At 67.2% G+C, this 20,622-nt stretch carries 23 protein-coding genes and 1 pseudogene; 15 read left to right on the top strand and 9 right to left on the bottom strand.

The window, feature by feature from the left end:
- Nucleotides 1-414: 414 nt before the first annotated feature.
- Nucleotides 415-741 carry a hypothetical protein gene (locus tag GK109_RS07730; RefSeq protein WP_231754822.1) on the top strand — a complete coding sequence of 109 codons (327 nt, stop codon included), beginning with the start codon at nt 415-417 and terminating at the stop codon, nt 739-741.
- Between the two features lie 9 nt (nt 742-750).
- Here the strand turns inward: GK109_RS07730 and GK109_RS07725 are convergent, their stop codons facing one another.
- Nucleotides 751-975, bottom strand: coding sequence for a hypothetical protein (locus GK109_RS07725; protein WP_104996592.1), 225 nt, complete (start codon nt 973-975; stop codon nt 751-753).
- 148 nt (nt 976-1,123) lie between these two features.
- Nucleotides 1,124-1,759, bottom strand: coding sequence for a TetR/AcrR family transcriptional regulator (locus GK109_RS07720; RefSeq protein ID WP_157239512.1), 636 nt, complete (start codon nt 1,757-1,759; stop codon nt 1,124-1,126).
- A gap of 121 nt (nt 1,760-1,880) precedes the next feature.
- On the opposite strand from GK109_RS07720, the gene GK109_RS07715 reads away from it, so the two are divergent.
- The 6 genes from GK109_RS07715 (at nt 1,881) to GK109_RS07690 (ending at nt 6,835) form a co-directional block, all read left to right on the top strand.
- Nucleotides 1,881-2,204 (top strand): thiamine-binding protein, encoded by a 324-nt coding sequence (locus GK109_RS07715; protein WP_157239511.1) that lies wholly within the window; start codon nt 1,881-1,883, stop codon nt 2,202-2,204.
- Between the two features lie 71 nt (nt 2,205-2,275).
- Nucleotides 2,276-2,953, top strand: coding sequence for an O-methyltransferase (locus GK109_RS07710; protein ID WP_157239509.1), 678 nt, complete (start codon nt 2,276-2,278; stop codon nt 2,951-2,953).
- 105 nt (nt 2,954-3,058) lie between these two features.
- The gene (locus GK109_RS07705; RefSeq protein WP_157239507.1) at nt 3,059-3,538 is read left to right on the top strand and encodes a Dps family protein; all 480 of its coding nucleotides are present in this window, start codon (nt 3,059-3,061) and stop codon (nt 3,536-3,538) included.
- A 14-nt stretch (nt 3,539-3,552) separates the two neighbouring features.
- On the top strand, nt 3,553-4,695 hold the full coding sequence (locus GK109_RS07700; protein ID WP_231754821.1) for an acyl-CoA dehydrogenase family protein: 1,143 nt from the start codon (nt 3,553-3,555) through the stop codon (nt 4,693-4,695).
- Entirely contained in the window at nt 4,689-6,095 is a 1,407-nt protein-coding gene (locus GK109_RS07695) for a PIG-L family deacetylase (protein ID WP_370460772.1), read from the top strand. Before GK109_RS07700 ends, GK109_RS07695 begins: the two co-directional genes overlap by 7 nt.
- A 20-nt stretch (nt 6,096-6,115) precedes the next feature.
- Nucleotides 6,116-6,835, top strand: coding sequence for a glycosyltransferase family 2 protein (locus tag GK109_RS07690; protein WP_370460457.1), 720 nt, complete (start codon nt 6,116-6,118; stop codon nt 6,833-6,835).
- Nucleotides 6,836-6,910: 75 nt separating this feature from the next.
- On the opposite strand, the gene GK109_RS07685 is transcribed toward GK109_RS07690, so the two are convergent.
- The 6 genes and pseudogenes from GK109_RS07685 to GK109_RS07660 form a co-directional block, all read right to left on the bottom strand.
- Complete coding sequence (locus GK109_RS07685) at nt 6,911-7,087, bottom strand: CsbD family protein (protein ID WP_157239504.1); 177 nt, start codon at nt 7,085-7,087, stop codon at nt 6,911-6,913.
- A gap of 134 nt (nt 7,088-7,221) precedes the next feature.
- On the bottom strand, nt 7,222-7,479 hold the full coding sequence (locus tag GK109_RS07680) for a hypothetical protein (protein ID WP_157239502.1): 258 nt from the start codon (nt 7,477-7,479) through the stop codon (nt 7,222-7,224).
- 357 nt (nt 7,480-7,836) lie between these two features.
- Complete coding sequence (locus tag GK109_RS07675) at nt 7,837-9,036, bottom strand: YihY/virulence factor BrkB family protein (protein WP_157239500.1); 1,200 nt, start codon at nt 9,034-9,036, stop codon at nt 7,837-7,839.
- Between the two features lie 140 nt (nt 9,037-9,176).
- A pseudogene (locus GK109_RS07670) lies at nt 9,177-9,838 on the bottom strand (DUF3618 domain-containing protein).
- The gene (locus GK109_RS07665; protein WP_197432427.1) at nt 9,835-10,266 is read right to left on the bottom strand and encodes a phage holin family protein; all 432 of its coding nucleotides are present in this window, start codon (nt 10,264-10,266) and stop codon (nt 9,835-9,837) included. The pseudogene GK109_RS07670 and the gene GK109_RS07665 overlap by 4 nt, the downstream one beginning before the upstream one ends.
- A complete protein-coding gene (locus tag GK109_RS07660) occupies nt 10,266-11,252 on the bottom strand; it encodes a hypothetical protein (RefSeq protein ID WP_157239498.1) in 987 nt (328 codons plus the stop codon). The genes GK109_RS07665 and GK109_RS07660 overlap by 1 nt, the downstream gene beginning before the upstream one ends.
- Before the next feature lie 214 nt (nt 11,253-11,466).
- On the opposite strand from GK109_RS07660, the gene GK109_RS07655 reads away from it, so the two are divergent.
- Nucleotides 11,467-12,141, top strand: coding sequence for a hypothetical protein (locus tag GK109_RS07655; protein ID WP_157239496.1), 675 nt, complete (start codon nt 11,467-11,469; stop codon nt 12,139-12,141).
- Here the strand turns inward: GK109_RS07655 and GK109_RS07650 are convergent.
- Entirely contained in the window at nt 12,138-13,193 is a 1,056-nt protein-coding gene (locus tag GK109_RS07650; RefSeq protein WP_157239494.1) for an NAD-dependent epimerase/dehydratase family protein, read from the bottom strand. The genes GK109_RS07655 and GK109_RS07650 overlap by 4 nt on opposite strands.
- 149 nt (nt 13,194-13,342) lie before the next feature.
- Between GK109_RS07650 and GK109_RS07645 the strand changes: the two genes are divergently transcribed.
- The 7 genes from GK109_RS07645 to GK109_RS07615 all read left to right on the top strand — a co-directional run bounded on the left by GK109_RS07645 (nt 13,343) and on the right by GK109_RS07615 (nt 20,614).
- A complete protein-coding gene (locus GK109_RS07645; RefSeq protein WP_231754820.1) occupies nt 13,343-14,308 on the top strand; it encodes a sigma-70 family RNA polymerase sigma factor in 966 nt (321 codons plus the stop codon).
- A gap of 179 nt (nt 14,309-14,487) precedes the next feature.
- On the top strand, nt 14,488-15,024 hold the full coding sequence (locus tag GK109_RS07640; protein WP_157239492.1) for an HAD-IIIA family hydrolase: 537 nt from the start codon (nt 14,488-14,490) through the stop codon (nt 15,022-15,024).
- Nucleotides 15,024-16,112, top strand: a complete 1,089-nt coding sequence (locus tag GK109_RS07635; RefSeq protein WP_157239490.1) for a glycosyltransferase family 9 protein — start codon at nt 15,024-15,026, stop codon at nt 16,110-16,112. Before GK109_RS07640 ends, GK109_RS07635 begins: the two co-directional genes overlap by 1 nt.
- Nucleotides 16,109-17,146 carry a glycosyltransferase gene (locus tag GK109_RS07630; protein ID WP_157239488.1) on the top strand — a complete coding sequence of 346 codons (1,038 nt, stop codon included), beginning with the start codon at nt 16,109-16,111 and terminating at the stop codon, nt 17,144-17,146. Before GK109_RS07635 ends, GK109_RS07630 begins: the two co-directional genes overlap by 4 nt.
- A complete protein-coding gene (locus tag GK109_RS07625; protein ID WP_157239487.1) occupies nt 17,143-18,396 on the top strand; it encodes a glycosyltransferase in 1,254 nt (417 codons plus the stop codon). The genes GK109_RS07630 and GK109_RS07625 overlap by 4 nt, the downstream gene beginning before the upstream one ends.
- Nucleotides 18,393-19,103, top strand: coding sequence for an SIS domain-containing protein (locus tag GK109_RS07620; RefSeq protein WP_370460456.1), 711 nt, complete (start codon nt 18,393-18,395; stop codon nt 19,101-19,103). The genes GK109_RS07625 and GK109_RS07620 overlap by 4 nt, the downstream gene beginning before the upstream one ends.
- A complete protein-coding gene (locus tag GK109_RS07615) occupies nt 19,100-20,614 on the top strand; it encodes a PfkB family carbohydrate kinase (protein WP_157239485.1) in 1,515 nt (504 codons plus the stop codon). Before GK109_RS07620 ends, GK109_RS07615 begins: the two co-directional genes overlap by 4 nt.
- Nucleotides 20,615-20,622 lie beyond the last annotated feature (8 nt).

The raw sequence follows: 20,622 nt of genomic DNA, 5'->3' as shown, positions 1-20,622 counted from the left end.
TCACGTTGTGCTTTCCCGGTTGTACTATAAAAGCGGCTATGCAGTTGGCCATGGGATCTTCAGATGAATGGCGGCCATGGAAAATCAGCTGCACGCGGCCGGGGAAAGAGCCGGGCGTCCTCACCAGACAAACGTTCGACGACGGGCTGGACTGCCTGCCAAACGCTTCTTTACGCGCTTTTCCGGCCTGGCGGATGTTCCGGCCGAGGACCTGGAGTCCCTCTCCCGGAGCCTGTGGAAGTCATTTGAGCTTGATCCCGCATCCCAAATTCCGGCACTGCAGGCACTGGTGCGCCAGGAGCTTCGGGGCAGGGGGGATCCCGGCGAATAGCAGGCCGTGATCCCTGGGGCCTGTCTATGGTGGACTGGAACCAGGCCGCATTCCACTGCGGCGGCCATGAAGGAGGAACCGACATGAATGACGACATGAACGATCAGTCACGTCCGGAGCAGCCGGAGCATGGCCAAGGTGCTGACGGCGGCGCAGCCCGGGACACTGATTCCCGGGAGGCCGATGCCCGGGAGGCCGCGAAGAAGACGGCCGCAAAACCAGGACCCGACGTGCACGCACCGGAGCGGCACGGGAAGCCGCGGCAGGGCTACCTTGATCCAAGCGGTTCCGAAGGTTCCAGGGAGATGCGCGATACTGCACGGCGCCGCAGGGACGCGGAGGAAAAGCTGCAGCAGCACCTGATGGAAGCCAAGGACCATGTTCCCAACGAACACCACGGGCACCACTAAGGCATAGGGTCAGGCCACCCCGTGGGCTTCGCCGTCAGGCGAGCCGGCCCTGCGGCTGCATTCTTCGACAGCCATCTCATACCAGGTCTCCACACCAAATTCGGGCTCGGGCGTGTCCAGGTTCTGGTAGAGGGCATCCAGCAGGTGTGCCAGTTCTTCCGCGGTCATCGTGGGGAGGATTTCCTCCGGCCCGCGGGGATCATTGAGGTAAAGGTTCAGCTTTGAGCTGTTCATCTTAGTGCGGCCGTTGCCCGGGGGAGGTACTTGGATTGCTGCATGCGTCACTCCAAAATCAAGACACAGAGGGCTGGCTGCGTAACCCTTTCTGAAGTCTAGTGGCACCCTCAGGACGCCCACAATGGGGTTGCCGTTCAGTGGATTGCTAGCCCGGCTGGGTCTCCGCCAGGGGAGACGGCGGGACTGGCACATGCGCCGGAAGCGGCCGGGACGGCCGGGACGTGCGGATGGCATCCTCGATCAGGGCCAGCGGCCGGCGCCAGGCGTCGGACCCTGGCTCCATGGTGTCCACTACGCCAATGAGCATTGCGAGCAGCCGGAACATGTCGGTCATGGAGATGTCCGCACGCAGGCTTCCCTGGCCCTGCCCGCGCACCAGCAACACGCTGATTGATTCCATGAGTGAGCCCGTAATGCCGGTCAGGAGCTCACGACGGCCCGCGACGGCGCCCAGCAGGTTGGCATCAGCGCTGGCAGCAGCCATCAGGGCCTCGAGGACCCGCAGCAGTCCGGCGGTCGCGTCGATATTGGCCAGGGCGTCGTCGATCACGGGGTCCACTGTCAGGCGCAGCTGCCGGTTGAGCGCGGCGAGGACCAGCTCTTCCTTGTCAGCGAAGTTCCGGAAGAGGGTGGCCGGGCCCACTCCCGCCGTTGCCGCGATGGTCTGCAGCGGTACTTCGGGGCCATACTCGCGGAAGCACTGGCGCGCCGCTGTGATGATCTTGTCCACGTTCCGCGCTGCGTCGGCGCGGAGCGGCTTGCGGACGACTGCGAGGCTCATGCGAAAAGGTTAGCAATGGAGCTTTCGGCGTTCACTGTTACTGGAGGGTAGTGGGTTATGTGACGCGCCAGGCCACCCGTTTCCCCCTGCAGCCCTGCAGGATGCATGGCACACTGGCACCATGTTGCTTGCGTTTTCTGTTGCCCCCTCCGGCGCGCCCAGCGAAGGTTCCCGTCCCTCCGATGCTTCAGTGCACGACGCCGTTGCGGCCGCCGTCAGGATCGTCCGGGAATCGGGGCTTCCCAACAAGACGGATTCGATGTTCACCACCATCGAAGGCGAATGGGACGAAGTTTTTGACGTAGTGAAGCGGGCCACCGAGGCAGTGGGACGGTACGGAAGCAGGGTGTCCCTGGTCATCAAGGCCGATATCCGGCCCGGCTACACCGGTGAGCTGACGGCAAAAGTGGACCGACTGGAAGAAGCGCTCGCTGACGGTTCCTGACCCGCGGCGGCCGCATCCGCCGTCGGCCTTTTGCTCTGGACCCCGGCGCGGGCCCGTGCCAGACTGTGGCAATGTTCGAGCACAAGCCCCGGCCAGAGTGGATTGCGGCTGAAGAATACCTGTCCGACGTCGTCGTCCGTCCGGATTCCGCCCTGCAGCAGGCCATTCGCTCCGCCGAAGAGGCCGGCATGCCCGCCATCGAAGTGGCTCCCAACGCCGGAAAGCTGCTCAAGCTCCTGGTCCAGATCTCCGGCGCCCGCCGCGTGCTCGAAATCGGCACCCTCGCCGGCTACAGCACGATTTGGATGGGCCGGGGCCTTCCCGACGGCGGCAGCCTGGTCACCTGCGAGTTCCTGCCCAAGCATGCAGAGGTTGCCTGGGCCAACATCGACGCCGCCGGCTTGGGGGAAAAGGTCGAAATCCGGCTGGGACCCGCGCTGGAAACGCTGGCCGCACTTGAGGAAGAAGCCCGGGAACCATTCGATTTCATCTTCATCGATGCGGACAAGGAGAACAACAGCGGTTACCTGGACTGGGCCGTCCGGCTGGGCCGGCCCGGGTCCACGGTGGTGCTGGACAATACCGTGTGGGAGGGAGCCATCCTTGACCCCGGGATGGACCCGGTCAACGCGCCGGGAATCATCGACGCGCTGAAACTCCTCGGCGAGCATCCCCGGCTCGATGCCACTGTTATCCAGACGGTGGGCTCGAAAGGCTGGGACGGATTCGCGCTGGCCCGCATCCGGTAGCGCTGTGCTCATTTTGCCGCGCTCGATACTGGAACTGCTAAGTATGCTTAGAATGAATTTTCGGCTGGAGTTCGGCCGGACAGAGAGCAGCAGCGGAGGAAACTGATGAAAGCGTCACCCACCCTGGCCGGCAATCTGCAGACGGTGCTTACCGATCTCATCGAACTGCACCTGCAGGGAAAGCAAGCCCACTGGAACGTTGTGGGCACGAATTTCCGTGACCTGCACCTGCAGCTTGACGAGATTATTGCCGCTGCCCGGCTCTTCGCCGACCAGGCTGCTGAACGCATGCGCGCCCTGCACGCCCTTCCGGATGGCCGCAGCGGCACTGTCTCGGCCGGCAGCCGGCTGGACGAATTTCCCGCAGGGCTGACCTCCACGAAAGAGACGGTCAAGCTCATTACGGCCAGGCTGGAGCGTACGGTCCAGACCATGCGGGATGTCCATGATGAAGTGGATGAGGAGGATCCCACCAGCGCGGACCTGCTCCACGCGGCCATCGAGCGGCTGGAGCAGCTTGCCTGGATGGTCAACGCCGAGACCATGGCGGCCACGGCATCCGTCACCGAGCCGGCAGGCAAGTAGGCGCCGCCGCCCCGATGCCGGAACTCTCCGAAGAACACAGCCCATCACCGGCCGGTAACGCGCCGGCCAGCCCACACACACTGGTCCGGCTGTCCGCGGACGGGGTACGGCCTGGCGGTGTGGATGCCTTGTTCCAGGCCGTCTCCTCGGCCGTCAGCGACGTCCCCGCGTTGCTTGCATTGGCCCGCGACGCCGGGAAGGAGTGGCCGCGGCCCGGCGAAGGCAATACCGGGCTTCTCTGGGAGCTCCTGGCAACGATGGCCGCCATTGACGTCGCTGCTGCCCGCGTCTTCGAGCCGCACCTGGATGCCCTGGCCATCCTTGCGCAGGCGGGCCATGATCCTGCCCATGCCACGGGGACGTGGGGTGTATTCGCCGCGGAAGGTCAAGGCTTCCGGCTCAAGGCGGAAGCCAAGGGTTCCTCGGTTTTGCTCACTGGATCCAAACCCTGGTGCTCCCTGGCCCCGTTGCTTGACCACGCGGTGGTCACGGCCCACACGGACGACGGCGGCCGGGCGGCCTTTGCAGTGGACCTGCGCCACGCCGGCGTGACCTGCGGGGAACCGGCGTGGGTGGCACGGGGTTTGCGGGAAATTCCCAGCGGGCCGGTGCGGTTCGACAGGGTCCCCGCTGAGCCGTTGCAGGGAACCAACTGGTATTTCAGCAGGCCCGGGTTTGCCTGGGGCGGCATGGGTGTGGCCGCGTGCTGGCTTGGCGGGGCTGTCGGCATTGCCCGGGATTACCGGGATTCCCTGCATGCCGGAATTCTTTCAGGCCGGGAGCCTGACCAGATTGCGCTTGCCTCACTCGGCGAACTGGACCGCATCCTTACCTCCACACTGCAGTATTTGGCAGGAACGGCGGAGCGCATTGACCGCCGGGAACGGGACTCCCTGGAACAGGGAACTGCCGGGCAGGGGACCGCCGGGCAGGCATCGGCGTGGAGCGATGCGCTGCGGGTGCGCGGAACCTGTGCCGCCGCCGTCGAACGCGTCTTGTCGGTGGTCGGCAGCAACCGGGGCCCGGCCCCGCTGGCCTTCGACGAGAAGTATGCCAAACGGACGGCCGACCTGGCACTGTACGTCCGCCAGCACCATGGCATGCGCGACGACGCCCAGCTGGGCGCCCTGGCCCTGAAGGGGGACGCGTGGTGGTGACCTTCCTGCACACGGACGAGGGGACTGACGAGTCCGCCTGGGCGGGAGGGGGACTCGCAGTCCTTCCGGAACTTCCGCTGGGTCCGCAGGAGCTGGCCGCCATGAAGTTCCTGGTCCTGGTCGCCCACCCGGACGACGAGACGCTCGGAGCGGGCGGCCTGCTGGCACGGCTTCAAACACTCGGCGCAGAGGTGGAGGTGCTGTTGTTCACGGCAGGGGAGGCCTCACACCCCGCCTCCACCACCGTCTCCCGGGAAGAGCTGACCGCCATCCGCCTGGCAGAGTTCGCAGCTGCCCTCGAATCCCTGGGGCTCAAAGACCGCTGGCGCTACCATGGCCTGCCGGACAGCGGCCTGGCGGAGCACGCCGAGGCCATCACCCGCTGTGTCAGTGAGGCCGCGGCGGGACTGGCCGCACCCGCGGGCCGGCTCGCCATTGTTGCGCCCTACCGGGCCGACGGGCACGGAGACCATGAGGCCCTGGGCGCTGCCGCCGCTTCTGTTGCTGCCGACGGCGGTTATGCCCTGCTGGAGTACCCCATCTGGTACTGGCACTGGGCCGGGCCCGGGCACTCCGACTGGCAGTCCTGGGTACGGCTGCCATTAGAACCGGGCGAAGAGTCCTTAAAGGCGCAGGCCTTGCAGGAGCACACCAGCCAGACGCGGCCCCTTTCGCCGCACCCCGGCGACGAAGTCCTCCTGGATGAGTCCTTCCTGCGCCATTTCTCCCGGCCCTTTGAAACTTTCGCCTGGACTGCTCCGCAGGAGTTTCCGGCCGGAAAGCAGGATGCCGCCGGCAAGGCGCCCCATACCAGCAAGGACGCCCGGCGCATCTTTGACGGTGTCCACTCCAGGGAACCGGACCCCTGGCACTACACCACCAGCTGGTACGAGCGGCGGAAGCGCGCGCTGACGTTGGCAGCGCTGCCCGCCGAACACTATGCCTCCGGGCTGGAGCTCGGCTGCTCCATCGGGATGCTGACAGCCGATCTTGCTGCACGGTGCACGAACCTGCTGGCCGTCGATGCCAGCGGGGCCGCCCTGGAACAGGCAGCCGAACGCCTGGCCCCTTTCCCGGGAGTAGCAGCCAGGCAACTGACGCTTCCCGGTGAGTGGCCCGACGGAAGCTACGACCTTGTGGTGATGTCCGAGGTGGGGTATTACCTCGCCGCCGATGAGCTCGATGTGTTGCTCGAAAGGATCAGGGAATCCGTTGTGCCGGGCGCCGCCCTGGTGCTGTGCCACTGGCGGCATCCCATCTCGGGCTGGGCGCTCGACGGCGAAAGGGTCCACACGCGGGCACGGGACCGTTTGGCGTGGCCCACTGCCGGCCTGTACCGGGAACGCGACTTCCTGCTTGAAACCCTGATAGCGCCCAACGCCTCGGTGCCTGCCCCTTGACGCCTGTTGAGAGGGTGGCCGTGGTAATCCCGGTTCACAATGAGGAAGACCACCTGGACGCCGCCCTCACCGGCGTTACGGCCGCCGCTTCGAGACTGCAGCTGGCCCAGCCTGGAATTGGCGTGCGGGTACTTGTGGTCCTTGACTCCTGCACCGATGGTTCTGCTGCCATTGCAGCCACCTTCACTGCCAGGAACAGCTGTTTTTCTGCCGTGCCGGTCGCCTTCCGCAGCGTCGGGCGGAGCAGGCGTGCCGGGATCTGGCAGGTGCTCGGCGCTTTAAGCGACGACGGTCCTGAGGCCGCGGCAGGACTGTGGCTGGCCAACACTGACGCCGATTCGGTTGTTCCGGACAACTGGCTCGTGGGTCAACTGGAGATAGCTGCAGCGGGGGCCGATGCGGTCCTCGGGTCCGTGGAAGTGGATCCTGCGGGTGTCACGCCGGACTTGCTAAGCCGTTGGGAGTCCATGCACCCGTTCGCGGAAGACCATCCGCATGTGTTCGGAGCAAATTTCGGCATCCGCGGCTCGGCATACCTTCAGGCCGGCGGGTTCCCGCGGCACCTCGCGCATGAGGACCGGGTGCTGGCGGCGCGGCTGCGGGAGAAGGGGTTTGACGTAAGGGCCACTGACACCGTCAGGGTGCGGACCTCGGGCCGGACACAGGCGCGGGCCCCGCAGGGGTTCGGCGCCTACCTGCGCACGCTCGGCATGGACATCGCACTGGCGCCGGAGAATTAGGCCAGCGCGGGACTGGACGGCATAAACGGAAAGGGTCCGCTGCGTTTCCGCAGCGGACCCTTTCCAGGAGGAGGACTAGTCCTTTCGGAATGCGTCCTTGACCTTTTCGCCGGCCTGCTTCAGGTCAGCTTTGGTCTGGTCCATCTGGCCCTCAGTCCGGAGGCTTTCGTCATCAGTTGCCTTACCGGCCGCTTCCTTGGCTTTGCCGCCCATCTTCTCGGCGGCATTGTCAATCTTGTCGTCCAAACCCATGGCATTTCTCCCTTCGGTTTGTGGCCTGCGGCAATGCGCATGCCGTTCTCCCATGCTAGCCAGCCTGGGGTGTTGTTCAACAGGTCGCTGGCTGGATCCGCCAGGCAGTTGTTGGCCGCAAAGCCGGGGGATGCTCAGACCAGGTCAGGGGCGCTGGCCACGATGTAGTCCGCGGCCGCGGGTCCGGTCATCGACAGGTTGTTGCTGTCCGGGTTGATTTCGTGTGTCTGCAACGCCGCCCACAGTGCTTCCGGCGGCTGGAGCGAAGCCTTGTGGAGAAGGCACCAACTGGTGTAGAGACCGTACAGCTCATCGCGTCCGAGGCCAAGGCCCGGTTCCCTGTCCGCGACAACTGCTTCGGCAAGAAATTCTTCAAAATGTGTAGCAGGCATGTTCGCTCATTCGGGTTCGACCGTGATGCCGCCGTTTCTGCTTCAGCGGCCCTGCCCGGCCCAGAAAGGCCTTGCAGAATAATCATGAAGGTATGGCAGGCGGCACACTTTGTCCAGTTAGGCCGTCCACCCAGGCCAGGGATTCCGTCCTGAATCGAGGGGGCCGACGGCGACTGGGGGGACTGGCCTCGGTCTCAGAAGAGGCCATCTCGCCGCCGGCCCCGCCTACACCCGGGCCACCATGCCAAACCCGGGAAGATAACAGGACCTCCGCTATCAATTTTCCCCTATCTTGGAAGTCCTGCCTAGCCCCCGGCGGCGGGCCCCGGCAGCGCTCCTGCCGGGGCCCGGTTGCCGTTAGTTCTTCTCGGTGCTTTCTCCGCCGTGGGCGCGGTCCCGGACTTTGTCCCGGACCCTTTCCCGGTGCGGCTCTGTAGGCTGGGCATCGTTCTTGCCGCCGACGTCATTCCCACCGGAAGCCTCATCCTGGCCGTTGGCGGCGCTGTATTTCTCGCGGAGCTCGCGGCCGTGCCTGATGTCTTCCTCTTCCTGTTTCTGCAACTTTTCGCTCTTCTTCGTGTCCCGCGGCGGCAGCTGAATGGTTTCCTCCGCCTCAATGCCGGCCTGCAGCTGCCTTCCCCGCTCCATCTCGGCGTCGAACTCCGCGCCGAATAGCAGGGACATGTTCAGGATCCACAGCCACAGGAGCATGACGATGACGCCGCCAAGGGCGCCATAGGTCTTGTTGTAGTTTCCAAAGTTGCCCACGTAGAACCCGAAGCCAAGGGAGGCCAGCAGGAAGACGAACAGTGCGATGCCGGAGCCCATGCTCATCCACTTGAACTTGGGCTGCTTGACGTTGGGTGTTGCGTAGTACAGTACGGCGATGATGGCGACGATAAGCGCGATCATCACCGGCCACTTGGCAATGTTCCATACGGTCAGGAAAACGCCACTGAGGCCGATCAGGCCGCCCACGGCCTCTGCCACCGGGCCGCTGAGCACCAGCATGCCGGCCAGGACGGCAACAATAACCACAGCCAGGAGCGTGACCACCAGCATTGTGCCGCGCAGCTTGATGAAGGGCCTGCCTTCATCCACCTCGTAGACCCGGTTCATTGCCCGGCCAAAAGCGCCCACGTACCCGGAAGCCGACCACAGTGCGGTGGCAAGGCCGATGACCAGGGTGAATCCTGCCGCTGGGGCGTTTGCCAGGTCTTGCACCACCCCGCCTACCGTGTCAACAGTCTCGGCCGGGACAAAACCGCTGACGATTTGCAGGAGCGCATTGGTGGTCTTCTGCGGGTCGCCAAAGAGCCCTATCAGGGACACAAGCGCCAGGATGGCCGGAAACAGCGACAAGACCGCGTAGTAGGTCAGGGCTGCGGCGAGGTCAGGGCACTGGTCCTTGGTGAACTCGCGCAGCGTCTTCTTGGCGATGTATTTCCAGTTTGGCTTGTCTAATTCCTTGGGGCTATCCGGCTTCCTGGAGTCGTCCGGATCCGGTGCCTGGCCCGCCTTGGCGGTGCTGGTTTCGGAAGAGTCGTGAGTGGCCATGGGGTGTCCTCTCGATTGGGGCCTGAACCTGACAGGCCGGCTCCGCGGGTTGGCGGGGCCGGCCTGTCAGTGGTGCTTATGTGCCTTTGCGGCGCGCCTATTGCCATGCGGGTGCCACGGCGGGCCGTTGGGTGTTTGGCCTAGGTGTTTTTGACGTTGGAGGTGGCGTCGGTGGCGCGGTCTTTGACGTCGGTGGCGGCGTGTTGGCCTTCGGTTTTGACGTTTTGGGCGGCGTCGGTGGCGGTGGCTTTGACGTTTTCCATGGCTTGCTGGGCGGGTTCCTTGAGGTCCTGGGCCATGTCCTTGGCGGCGTCGGTGACCTGGGTGGCGAGGGGCTCGGCGGCGGTCTTGAGCTGCTGGGCTGCCTCGCGTTCCTTGTCGCTGGCGGGGATCAGGGAGGAGATGAGCATCCCGGCGCCGAACGCGATCAGGCCCGCGGCCAGGGGTTGCCCTGGGTTTTGGCTTTGACCTGGTCCGGGGCGTGGGAGATCGCGGTGCCGGCGTCGGACAGCGTGGAGGCCACGTTGTCCCTGGCCCCGTGCAGGGTGTCCCCGGTGGAGTGCATCGCGTTGCTGGTGTGCCCGGCGCCGGAGTGCATCCGGTCCTGAACGGTGTTGGTGGCTGAGTCTGCTGTGCCCATGATTTTCTCCTTCACGCCGGTGACCGCGTCTTTTACTTTGTCGGTTTGGCGGTGGACGATGTTGGACGGGGTGACTTTGTCGGCGACCGCGTCAACGTTGGTGCCCAGGCGGGCGCGGGTGGCTTCTATGTCTGAACGGATTGCGTCCGGATTATCGCTCATCGGTTTACCTCACCTGGTTTTAGGGTTGGGGGAATTTCGGACAGGGTCTCGCCGGTCTGGGGCAGGCCCTTGATCTGTTTGAGTTCCTTGCGCCCGATCGAGGCCAGGACCGCGGCGGTGATGCCCCAGACCACGGCGACGATCAGGGCGGCCCAGCCCAGGGGCATCAGGGCGCCGAGGGCGAACATCAGGGCCAGGGACAGGAAGACGAGCACGAAGTGCCCGGCCACGCCTGCGCCGGCGAGCATGCCCGAGCCCTTGCCGGCCTTGTCCGCGGATTGTTTGAGTTCGGCCTTGGCGAGTTCCACTTCCTGGCGCATCAGCGTGGACAGGTCGCGGGTCACGTCCCCGAGCAGCTCACCCAGCGAGGCGTTATCAGCCTTCAGGTGCGCCTCGCTCGGCGGCATCTCCGGAATAGAACTACTCATCACAGCCCGCCAGACTGGCCATCCCTGGAGCGGTCCCGGGTGAGGGGATCACCTGCCATAGGATCGTCGGCGAGGTCTCGGTTGCCAAGCGGATCGTCGGCAACCCGGTTTCCGGACCACGGTTCTTCAACCAGCTGGGGGCTGTCCAGTGCGCTGGCCGGACGCGTTGGCTCCCCGTAGCCGCTGCCGGGAGCGCCGCCGTCGTACCCTGCGGTGGTGGTGGCCGGCCCGGGAAGCTGGACCGGAGGAGGCGGCACTGTCCCGCCTGCCGGTGCATACGACTCGGTGTACTGGTCCCCGTACTGCGTACCGGAATACCCGGCGCCCGGGTACTGGCCGGCAAGGCCGGCCGTGGTGGTGCCCGTGCCGTACGAGCTTTCGGGGGCCCCTGCAGTCAGTCCGCGGGTGAGGCGTCCGGCCAGGACGCCTGCGCCGGCTGCGACCAGCAGGAACGTGCCGGGGCGGTTGCGGGCGAACCTCTGGACTTCGCCGAGAAGGTCCCCCGGCTGCTTGGTCTCAAGCCAGGAGGCTACCGTTTCGGTGGTGCTGGCAGCCTGACGGACCAGGTCGCTGGCCACGCCCTGCTGGTCCGGTGCAGCGGCCATGCTCTGCAGCTGGCTGGAAATGGAGCGGATGCCTTCCGCTGCCTTCTGCTGCTGCGTTCCCGCCTGGCTTGTCAGGCCCGACTTCGCCTGGTGCAAAAGATCCTGCGCACTGGTCTTCGCCTCGGAGGCCACATGCGCGGCTTCCTCCTTGGCGGTCTGGGCAACGCCCTGGGCGGAATCCTTGGCCGTGCGCGCAACGTCTGCTGCTTCTTCCCTTGCCGCATCCTTGCGGGAAGCCCCGGAGATGTCGCCGGTCTGGGTTTGGCCATAAGGGGGAGTGGCGGCGGACGGGAAGGTGGCGGCGGACCGCTCACCCGGAATTCCTGTGGAGGCCGGCGGGGCCGTGTAGGCGGGGTCCTCGGGCCATTGGTTCTCTGTCATCTTCGCTCTCTCTTTCCAAGAAGGCCGGTTGTTGATCAAGAACCAGCAATACTGGCCGTAAAATAATAAGCATGATTACTAATAAAAGGTAAGTACCCTTGCTAAGCGAGTTGCATTAGGTTCCAAAAGAGTCGACCGGTAAGGCGATCGCCTGCCGGGTACATCGAAGTGGAAAGTGGTGGGTAGGTTGGAAACAGCTCCATGGATTTGGGTATTGGTTGCCGTCGTTGTGGTGGTGCTGGTGGTTCTGCTGTTGCTGGCAAGCGGGCGGCGCCGCAAGGCGATGCAGCAGAAGCGGGATGACGCACATCGGGAGAAGGCGGCTGAAATCCGCCGCGAGGCCGAGGCCAAGGAGCTCGATGCCCGCGAGCGCGAAGCGAAGGCGATCCGGGCCAGGGCGGATGCGGAGCAGGCGCAGGTGGATGCGGCGCGGTTGCGCCAGCAGGCGGACCAGCAGGCCACGGAGGCCAAGTCGCTCCGCGACGACGTGAACGAACGGACACGCAAAGCCGACGAGCTTGACCCTGACGTCACCTTGGACCCCGACGGCAGGGGCGACCGGCGCGACCGTGCCCACCGCGACGGTGCCCACCGCGACGGTGCCGGCCATGCAGACCGTGAGTACGCCGACCGTGAAGACACCCGCCACGCCAACCGCGAGGGTGCCAACCGTGAGGGCGCCGCAGGCGGCCGGGCTGACACTGCCGGGGGCCCGGCATTACGTGATGAAGCCCGCCCCGACGCTGAGCGCACCGACGCGGACCGCACTGACGTTGACCGCACCAATGTTGACCGAGCCGACGTTGACCGGGACGGCCGGCGCAACGAGGGCCCCAATCCTGCCGGGGGTGCCCACGGGGACAGGCAGAATCCCCGCCCGGGCATCTAGTCCGCGGGCGAAGGAACGTTCCTCGGTTTCAGGACGGGGGAGGGAGCAACTCCTTCCCCCGTTCCCATGCCCGCCAGTACCTCGGTGACTGCCTCGGTGGATGAGAGCCGGGGTTCCCAGCCAAGTATCCGCCGTGCCCGGCCAGTGTCCATGACGGGGGCTCCGGCCGCCATCTCAATCCACCCGGAGTCTGTGGGCTGGAGCCGCAGCCTCCATGCCGCACCAACGACGGCGTGGAGCAGTCCCATGGGGATGGGCAGGATCCTTCGGGCCCGCAGGATGCGGGCAAGTTCCTGGGGTGTCAGGACGGGTTCGGCTGCAACGTTGAATGCCCCGGAGGCGCGCTGGTCAATGACGCGCCAGTAGGCATCAGCCACATCGTCGGCGTGGACCGCCTGGAAGATGAGGTCCTCCGGGACTGGCAGGACAGGCACCCGCAGCCTCCCCGGCAGGAGCCTTGGGATGAGCGGCCCCAGGAAATATCTCCCGATCTCGCTCCCGGCGTCGCGCTGGAAGATCAGGGCCGGGCGCAGCCTGGCTACGAAGATGCCCGGCTCCGCTGACATGAAAGCGTCCAGGGCTTCTTCCTGCTCCGCCTTGTGCCGGCTGTAGTGTGAACCCGGCATGCCCCGGGCAGGCCACGACTCATCCGTCCGGCGATCCTTGGGAGCCTTGCTGTAGGCGCCCACGGACGACGCGCAGACCACCTGTTTCACGCCGGCCTTCCCGGCTGCGGCAAGGACGTTCCTGGTGCCGGTGACGTTGGTCCGGTACAGCTGCTCAAGGTCCCGGTTGGGCTGGATCTGCCATGCCAGGTGAACGACGGCGTCCACTCCTGCCAGCGCAGCGTCCAGCAGGGGCCGGTCGCTCGCCAGGCCCACGTCAAGGGTGTGCCACTCCACCCCTGAATAGGGTGCCCGGCTGGTGTCCGGACGGCGCCTGCTGATCCCCGTCAACTGCAGGCTTCCCGGTTTTTGGGACAACTCCGCCTGCAGCTTGCGCAGCAGGGCCGTTCCCGCGTTTCCGCTGGCTCCGGTGATGGCGATGTGCATTGGCAGGGACTCCTTGGCGTGGCCGGCTAGTACCGCTTACAGGGCGAGCCTACAACCGGGAGGGATTGTTTTATAAGCAACCTTATGATTTCCTTCTTCTGAGTCTTGCCGCAGGCTTTCGGACCCCCGACCCGAGGGAACCAACGACAATGCCCGAATACCTTCCCGCACTTGCCGCGGATACTACGGCCGCCCACCAACATCAGCCCGAATTCATGGGAAATAGCCCGTCCCGGGCCAAAATGGGACGGCTGCGCCAGACCTTCGAAAACGATCTTGTGCTTGGCTACCTGGACCTGGCCGAGGCCCTGGCCGCCCGCTTCGAGGCCCGCGGACGCGAGCGCGCCGACCTGAACCAGGTGGCCTATCTGGGGCTGGTCAAGGCGGCCCGCGGCTTTGACCAGTCAAAGGGCGAGAGCTTCCCCGCCTACGCTGCCCCCACCATCACCGGGGAACTCAAGCGGTACCTCCGCGACCGCACCTGGGTGGTCCGGCCGCCCAGGCACATCCAGGACCTGCGTTCCCGGATGTTCCGGGCCGAGCCGGAGCTGACCCAGTCGCTGGGACGGAACCCCAGTGTGGCCGAACTTGCAGGGGCGCTCGATGAGGATCCGGCCGCAGTGCAGGAGGCCATCTCGGCGTCCAGCAGCATGCACCCGGACTCCCTGGACGCCGTCAACCCGCATTCGGACGCGCCGTCCATCGGTGAAGTGCTGGCATGCCCCGAAACGCCGCTGGAACGCCTGGAGGAGCTCGCCTGCCTGCGCGACGCGATCCAGGACCTGGACACAGCGGACCGGGAGCTCCTCTACCGCCGTTACTTCTGCGAGGAGACCCAGGTGCAGCTGGGGAAGCGGCTGGGCATGTCCCAGATGCAGGTCTCACGGCGCCTTGCCAAAGTCCTGGTGGAGCTCCAGCGAAGGCTTGAGGGAAGCTTGCACCCGCGGGAACTGGACGCAGTCCGAGGGAAAACAGTCCACGGAACCGGAAGCCATGGCGCAGGTAGGGCAACGGCCTCCGAAGCGTGCTTGCGGGCCCTCCACGGGCCGGGCAATCCTGCCTGGCCGGGCCGGAACCCGGCCCGCAGGGGCACCGCCCAGGCCAGGAAGAAGTAGCAGCCACGCTCCCGCCGGAGCACCGAAGCCGGCCCTCCCCGGGACCGCACGGGAGAAGCCGCAGCAGGCAATCGCAGCGCTATCTTGCCTGCTCAGTGGCTTGGCGCCAAAAGCGGCCGGCAGGTGAGAAAACCGTCCGGCCCCGTTTAGGGGCAGCGGCAGAGGGGAACAGGGAGGGCATGGGAAGCACCGCAACATCCAGGCTCAGGGCTGTCCTTTTCGACCGGGACGGAACGCTGGTGGTCGACGTCCCCTACAACGGGAACCCCGACCTTGTCCGGCCAATGCCCGGCGCCAAAGCCGTGCTTGACGCCCTGCGGTCCGAGGGCATTGCCACCGGCGTCGTCAGCAACCAGTCAGGCATTGCCCGCGGCATGATCACTGCCGCCGAAGTGGCCAGTGTCAATGCAAGGGTGGACGAACTGCTGGGCCCCTTCGACGTGTGGGAAGTCTGTCCCCATGCCGAGCAGGATGGCTGCCCTTGCCGGAAGCCGGCGCCGGGCATGGTCCACAGCGCATGCCGGAAACTCGGCATCCGGGAGGCTGAGGCCGCGCTGATCGGTGACATCGGCGCGGACGTGCGGGCCGCGGAGGCAGCCGGCGCCACTGGAGTGCTGGTCCCGACGCACGTGACCCTTGCCGGTGAAGTGGCTGAAGCCCGCCTGGTGGCGCAGGACCTTGCGGGCGCCGTGCTCCTGCTGCAGGAGGGGCGGTAATGGGGCGCGTCCTGGTGGCGCGCCTGGACAGCATGGGCGACGTCCTGCTGGCCGGTCCTGCAGTCAGGGCCGTAGCCAACGGCAGGATCCCGGACGGCAGCAGGCCCAACCACGTCGTCTTGCTGTGCGGCAGGCAGGGGGAGGCGGCGGCCGGCGTGCTGCCGGGAGCCGCTGAGGTCTACAGCTGGGACAGCCCGTGGATCATGAATCCCGCCCCAAAGATGACCGGACCGCACGCCGACAGGCTGATTGAGTATGTCCGGAACTCCAGGATTACCGAAGCCGTCATCCTCACCTCCTTCCATCAGTCGCCCCTTCCGCTGGCGCTTTTGCTGCGGCTGGCGGGCGTTGAGCGCATCACGGGGGCTTCCACCGACTACGCGGGATCCCTCCTGGACGTCCGGCTCAAACCGGGGGAGGACTTCCCCGAGGACCAGCCCGAGGCGGAACGCGCCCTGGGCATCGCCGAGGCCGCCGGCTTCAGGCTCCCGGCCGGCGACGACGGCAAGCTGCACCTGGCATCCGTGCCGGATGTCCGGGACCTGGTGGGCGGGGAGCCTTATGTGGTGGTCCACCCCGGCGCGGCCGTTCCCGCGAGGGCCTGGCCGCCGCTGCACCACGCGGCCGCCGTCGAACTCCTCCAAGGCGCAGGGCACCGCGTGGTGGTGACGGGCGGTCCGGGGGAAACGTCGCTGACCGCCACGGTGGCCGGGCCCTCAGCATTGGACCTTGGCGGCCGAACGGACCTGCACACACTGGCCGGTGTCATGGCAGGGGCGGAGGCGGTGGTCACCGGCAACACCGGTCCGGCGCATCTCGCGGCCGCCGTGGGCACACCCGTTGCCTGCCTCTTTTCGCCGGTGGTTCCGGCCATCCGCTGGGCGCCGTACGGGGTTCCGCTGGAACTCCTGGGGGACCAGAACGCAGCCTGCCGGATGACCCGCGCCCGCGTCTGCCCGGTCCCGGGCCACCCCTGCCTGGACTCCGTTTCCCCCGAGGACGTGGTGGCGGCGGTGGAGCGCCTGATGGGCGGAGTGAGCTCTTTCAGTACCCACGTCAGCACCCGTAGAAAGGCCCGCAACAGATGAAGATCCTGCTCTGGCATGTCCACGGTTCCTGGACGGACGCCTTTGTGCGCGGCCGTCATGAGTTCCTCCTTCCCGTCCTGCCGGGCGGCGGACCCTGGGGGCTTGGCCGTGCCGGCAGGGACTGGCCGGCATCTGTGCGGGAGGTGGACCTCGCAGCGCTGGACCCGGAGGAGGTTGACGCCGTCGTCCTTCAACGCCCGGAAGAAATCGACGAAGTTGCCCGGCTGCTGGGCCGCCGGCCAGGCGCGGACCTGCCTGCCGTGTACGTGGAGCACAACACCCCCAAGGGCGATTTCCCCAATACCCGCCACCCGCTTGCGGACCAGCGCAGCATCCCGTTGGTCCACGTGACGCACTTCAACAGGCTGGCCTGGGACAACGGCTCTGCGGCTGCAACGGTGGTCGAGCACGGAATCCCGGACCCCGGACAGCTCTACACGGGGGAACTGCCCGAACTGGGGGTGGTGGTGAATGAACCCATCCGGCGCGGACGCGTTACCGGAACGGACCTGCTGCCCGCCTTCGCGTCGGTGGCGCCGCTGCAGGTCTTTGGCATGAAGACCGACGGCCTGGCCGCCGCCACCGGGATAGCAGAGTCCCGGCTGATCCCGAGGGGCGACCTGAAGACCCGGGAACTGCACCGTGAACTGGCCAGGTGCCGGGTGTACATCCACCCGATGCGCTGGACTTCCCTGGGGCTGTCCCTCCTGGAGGCCATGCACCTGGGCATGCCGGTGGTTGCCCTGGCCACCACCGAAGCGCCCCGCGCGGTGCCGCCGGAAGCCGGCGCCGTCTCTGCCGACATCGACGAACTGCTCCGCTGCGCGCAGCGGCTGGTGGCCAATCCGGAGGAAGCACGACGGCGGGGCGTCGCCGCCCGCGAGGCTGCACTGGAACGCTACGGCCTGGGCAGGTTCCAGGACCGCTGGGATGAGGTCCTGGCGGACCTCGTTGTCATCAAGTCCAGCCACCGCCACAACGAACGCCCGGACGAGCGGATCCTTGTTCCGGCGCGGGAGAGGAAGACCCCATGAGAATCTCGATGATTTCCGAGCACGCCAGTCCCCTGGCGGCACTCGGCGGAGTGGACGCCGGCGGGCAGAACGTGCACGTCGCGGCGCTGTCCGAAGCCCTTGCCAGGCGGGGCCACCACGTCACCGTCTACACCCGCAGGGATGCAACGGGGCTTCCCGCCAGGGTCCGGGTGGGCAGCCGCCTTGAGGTGGTCCACGTGGATGCGGGACCGCCGCGCCATGTCCCCAAGGACGAACTGCTGCCCTTCATGGGCGACCTGGCCGACGGCGTGGCCGGGGACTGGAGCCCGCGGCCGCCGGATGTGGTGCACGGCCACTTCTGGATGTCCGGCCTGGCCGCCCTGGACGCAGCAAGGCGCCCGGATGCCGGGTACCGCATTCCCGTCATCCAGACCTTCCATGCCCTCGGCACCGTCAAGCGGCGGCACCAGGGCGCAGAGGACACCAGCCCGCAGGAACGCCGCTGGCTTGAACCAGGCGTGGGCCGGTCCGCGGACCGGATCATTGCCACCTGCTCGGACGAGGTGTTTGAGCTCAAGGCCATGGGCATCAGCACCGCCAAGATCTCGATCGCCCCCTGCGGTGTGGACCTGGGCTTTTTCTCCGCTGAGGGACCCGTGGATGCCCGCGCGCGCCGGCACCGCATCCTGTCGGTGGGCCGCCTGGTGCCGCGCAAGGGCGTGGATTTGGTGATCAAGGCGCTGCCGTACCTGCGCGAGGCGGGGTTCGACGACGTCGAGCTCCTGATAGTGGGCGGCGGCGGGGACTCCGGGGCGCTCCATGCCGATCCCGAAGTGCGCCGCCTGATGAATCTTGCGGCCGAATTGGGGGTCTCGGAGCAGGTGAGGCTGCAGGGCCAGGTGCCGCGGGGGGCGATGCCGGGGATTTTCCGCAGTGCCGATGCCGTGGTGTGCGCCCCCTGGTATGAGCCCTTCGGCATTGTTCCGCTGGAGGCCATGGCCTGCGGCGTCCCGGTGGTGGCCGCGGCCGTGGGCGGCCTCCGTGACACCGTGGTGGACCACGGGACCGGGCTGCACGTGCCGCCGCGGGATCCCGAGGCCATCGCGTCCGCCCTTGCCATGCTGCTGGACAACCCCACGCTGCGGGCGGAGCTCGGAAATGCGGGCAAGCTCCGGGCCCGCACCAGGTACTCATGGGACAGGGTGGCCGCCGAGACCGAAAAGGCCTATCAGCTGGCCATGGCGGGGGCTCCCGCCAGCCTTGCCCCGATGGAAGGAGCGGCACTGTGACGGCGGAATGGTCCCTTCGTGAAACCGACCTGCGGATGTTGGACGCCCCGCCGGCCCTGCCCGCGGCGCTGCCCGGATCCGGCTTTGTGGACCCGGTCAGCTCGGACATCGTGTTGACGCACCTGGACAACGTGATGCCGGCGCTGGATTCGCTGCGGAGCCAGTCCAGCCGCCTTGCCGCCTGGGGCGTGGAGCTGGCCCAGCGCCTGCTGCGCGGGCAGCGGCTGCTCGCAGCCGGAAACGGCGGTTCAGCGGCTGAAGCGCAACACCTGACTGCCGAGCTGGTGGGCAGGTTCGACGGCGAACGCGTCCCTTTCTCCGCGATCTCGCTGCATGCCGAATCCTCGGCAGTAACCGCGATCGCCAACGACTACGGCTTCGACGACGTCTTCGCGCGGCAGGTGCGCGCGCACGGCCGGTCCGGCGACGTGCTCATGCTGCTGTCCACCAGCGGCAAGAGCGCCAACCTGCTGCGCGCGGCGGAAGTTGCCGCCCGGCTGAACATCACCACCTGGGCGCTGACCGGCGTCGGCCCCAATCCCTTGGCCGATGCCTGCGATGAAGCCGTGATGGTCGACGCCCTCAACGCCAACGCCCAGGAAGGGCACCTGATCGCCCTGCATGCGATGTGCCGCGCCTTTGACCTGGAAGTGGGCCGGCGCAGCGGCGCCGATGCCGCCCTGTCACTGCGGGGAGGCCGGCCATGAGGATCGTCGTGGTGGGCGACGTCATGCTGGACGTGGACCTGTCCGGCGACGCCACCCGGCTCAGCCCCGATGCGCCCGTTCCCGTAGTGGACGTTTCCGGCGTGAAGCGGCGTGCCGGCGGTGCGGGCCTGGTGGCGCGGATGCTCGCCCAGGACGGCTGGCCCGTGACGCTGGTGACGGTCCTGGGCGATGACGACGCCGGCCGACAGCTGGAATCGCACCTCACCGGAATGCGGCTGGTTACCGGTCCCAGCGGTTATGCCTCGCCGGTCAAGACCCGGGTCAGGGCAGGATCGCACCCGGTGGTCCGCTTCGACCAGGGCTGCGGGGAGGTCCCCATCCCGGACGCCAGCCCGGCCATGCTCCGCGCCGTCGAGATGGCCGGCGCGATTGTCGTGGCCGACTACGGCAGGGGCCTGGCGGCAAATCCGCAGCTCCGCGACCTCCTGGCCCGGCTGGCCGGCACCATCCCCATCATCTGGGATCCGCATCCCGCCGGCCCGGATCCCGTGCCGGGCGTCGCCGTGGTGACCCCCAACCTCGCAGAGGCGAGCAAAGCGGCCCAGGCATTGGCGGGGGAACGCCGGCAGGCCCCGGTGCCCGGCGGCCCTCGCCGGGATGTCCACGGGCTGGAAGGGCATTCGCCGGACAGCCGGCCGGAGGACCCGGCTGTCCGGGCCGGAAGGATCCTATTGGAGCACTGGCAAAGCCGCGCCGTCCTGGTGACCAAGGGCGAACACGGCGCGGTGCTGCTGCGGGCAGGCGGTAATTCCCCGGATCCCGTGCCGGCGCCCCGGGTGGAAGCGGGCGATCCCTGCGGTGCGGGCGACCGGCTCGCGGCCAGCCTGGCCGTGCACCTCCTGGCGGGCAGGGACCTCGGGGAGGCCGCCAGGCTCGCAGTCCATGATGCCGCCGACTTCCTGGCCAACGGGGGAGTGTCCGCCTTGCCGGACCCCGGCTCCCGCCCCGACGCCGACGCCGCTTCCGAGGCCGGCTCCGACGCCCCGATTGCGGCACCGCTGAGGCCCCGGACCCCTGTGGGCGGCAAGCGGCGGATCAGCGAACCGCTCCTGCTGGCCCGGGTGATGCGGGACAACGGCGGCAAGGTAGTGGCGACCGGCGGCTGCTTCGACCTCCTGCACGCAGGCCATGTCAGGTCCCTTGCGGCCGCGCGCGAACTGGGGGACTGCCTGATCGTCTGCCTCAACTCCGATGATTCGGTGCGCCGGCTCAAGGGCCCGGACCGGCCCATCATCGGCCAACAGGACAGGGCCGAGCTGCTGCTGGCCATGGAATGCGTGGACGCCGTGATGATCTTCGATGAAGACACCCCGGAAGCGGCCCTGGAGCGCCTTCGCCCCGACATCTGGGTCAAGGGCGGCGACTACAAGGGCGCCCGCCTCCCGGAGGCCGACCTCGTGGAGAAGTGGGGCGGGCGCTGCCTAACCGTTCCCTACCACCCCGCCCGTTCCACCACCGGACTGGCCCACGCCCTCGCCAAGGTGAGCTGACCGGCCGC

The organism is Pseudarthrobacter sp. GA104, assembly GCF_009741265.1.
In the GTDB taxonomy this organism is placed as follows: Bacteria; Actinomycetota; Actinomycetes; order Actinomycetales; family Micrococcaceae; genus Arthrobacter.
This window is presented reverse-complemented; position numbering and strand designations above follow the sequence as displayed.

What these genes read in the sequence shown, in the direction of transcription:
- GK109_RS07730 (WP_231754822.1), top strand. Translation starts at nt 415, where the DNA reads ATGAATGACGACATGAACGATCAGTCACGTCCGGAGCAGCCGGAGCAT.
- GK109_RS07725 (WP_104996592.1), bottom strand. Translation starts at nt 975, where the DNA reads ATGAACAGCTCAAAGCTGAACCTTTACCTCAATGATCCCCGCGGGCCG.
- GK109_RS07720 (WP_157239512.1), bottom strand. Translation starts at nt 1,759, where the DNA reads ATGAGCCTCGCAGTCGTCCGCAAGCCGCTCCGCGCCGACGCAGCGCGG.
- GK109_RS07715 (WP_157239511.1), top strand. Translation starts at nt 1,881, where the DNA reads ATGTTGCTTGCGTTTTCTGTTGCCCCCTCCGGCGCGCCCAGCGAAGGT.
- GK109_RS07710 (WP_157239509.1), top strand. Translation starts at nt 2,276, where the DNA reads ATGTTCGAGCACAAGCCCCGGCCAGAGTGGATTGCGGCTGAAGAATAC.
- GK109_RS07705 (WP_157239507.1), top strand. Translation starts at nt 3,059, where the DNA reads ATGAAAGCGTCACCCACCCTGGCCGGCAATCTGCAGACGGTGCTTACC.
- GK109_RS07700 (WP_231754821.1), top strand. Translation starts at nt 3,553, where the DNA reads ATGCCGGAACTCTCCGAAGAACACAGCCCATCACCGGCCGGTAACGCG.
- GK109_RS07685 (WP_157239504.1), bottom strand. Translation starts at nt 7,087, where the DNA reads ATGGGTTTGGACGACAAGATTGACAATGCCGCCGAGAAGATGGGCGGC.
- GK109_RS07680 (WP_157239502.1), bottom strand. Translation starts at nt 7,479, where the DNA reads ATGCCTGCTACACATTTTGAAGAATTTCTTGCCGAAGCAGTTGTCGCG.
- GK109_RS07675 (WP_157239500.1), bottom strand. Translation starts at nt 9,036, where the DNA reads ATGGCCACTCACGACTCTTCCGAAACCAGCACCGCCAAGGCGGGCCAG.
- GK109_RS07665 (WP_197432427.1), bottom strand. Translation starts at nt 10,266, where the DNA reads ATGAGTAGTTCTATTCCGGAGATGCCGCCGAGCGAGGCGCACCTGAAG.
- GK109_RS07660 (WP_157239498.1), bottom strand. Translation starts at nt 11,252, where the DNA reads ATGACAGAGAACCAATGGCCCGAGGACCCCGCCTACACGGCCCCGCCG.
- GK109_RS07650 (WP_157239494.1), bottom strand. Translation starts at nt 13,193, where the DNA reads ATGCACATCGCCATCACCGGAGCCAGCGGAAACGCGGGAACGGCCCTG.
- GK109_RS07645 (WP_231754820.1), top strand. Translation starts at nt 13,343, where the DNA reads ATGCCCGAATACCTTCCCGCACTTGCCGCGGATACTACGGCCGCCCAC.
- GK109_RS07640 (WP_157239492.1), top strand. Translation starts at nt 14,488, where the DNA reads ATGGGAAGCACCGCAACATCCAGGCTCAGGGCTGTCCTTTTCGACCGG.
- GK109_RS07635 (WP_157239490.1), top strand. Translation starts at nt 15,024, where the DNA reads ATGGGGCGCGTCCTGGTGGCGCGCCTGGACAGCATGGGCGACGTCCTG.
- GK109_RS07630 (WP_157239488.1), top strand. Translation starts at nt 16,109, where the DNA reads ATGAAGATCCTGCTCTGGCATGTCCACGGTTCCTGGACGGACGCCTTT.
- GK109_RS07625 (WP_157239487.1), top strand. Translation starts at nt 17,143, where the DNA reads ATGAGAATCTCGATGATTTCCGAGCACGCCAGTCCCCTGGCGGCACTC.
- GK109_RS07615 (WP_157239485.1), top strand. Translation starts at nt 19,100, where the DNA reads ATGAGGATCGTCGTGGTGGGCGACGTCATGCTGGACGTGGACCTGTCC.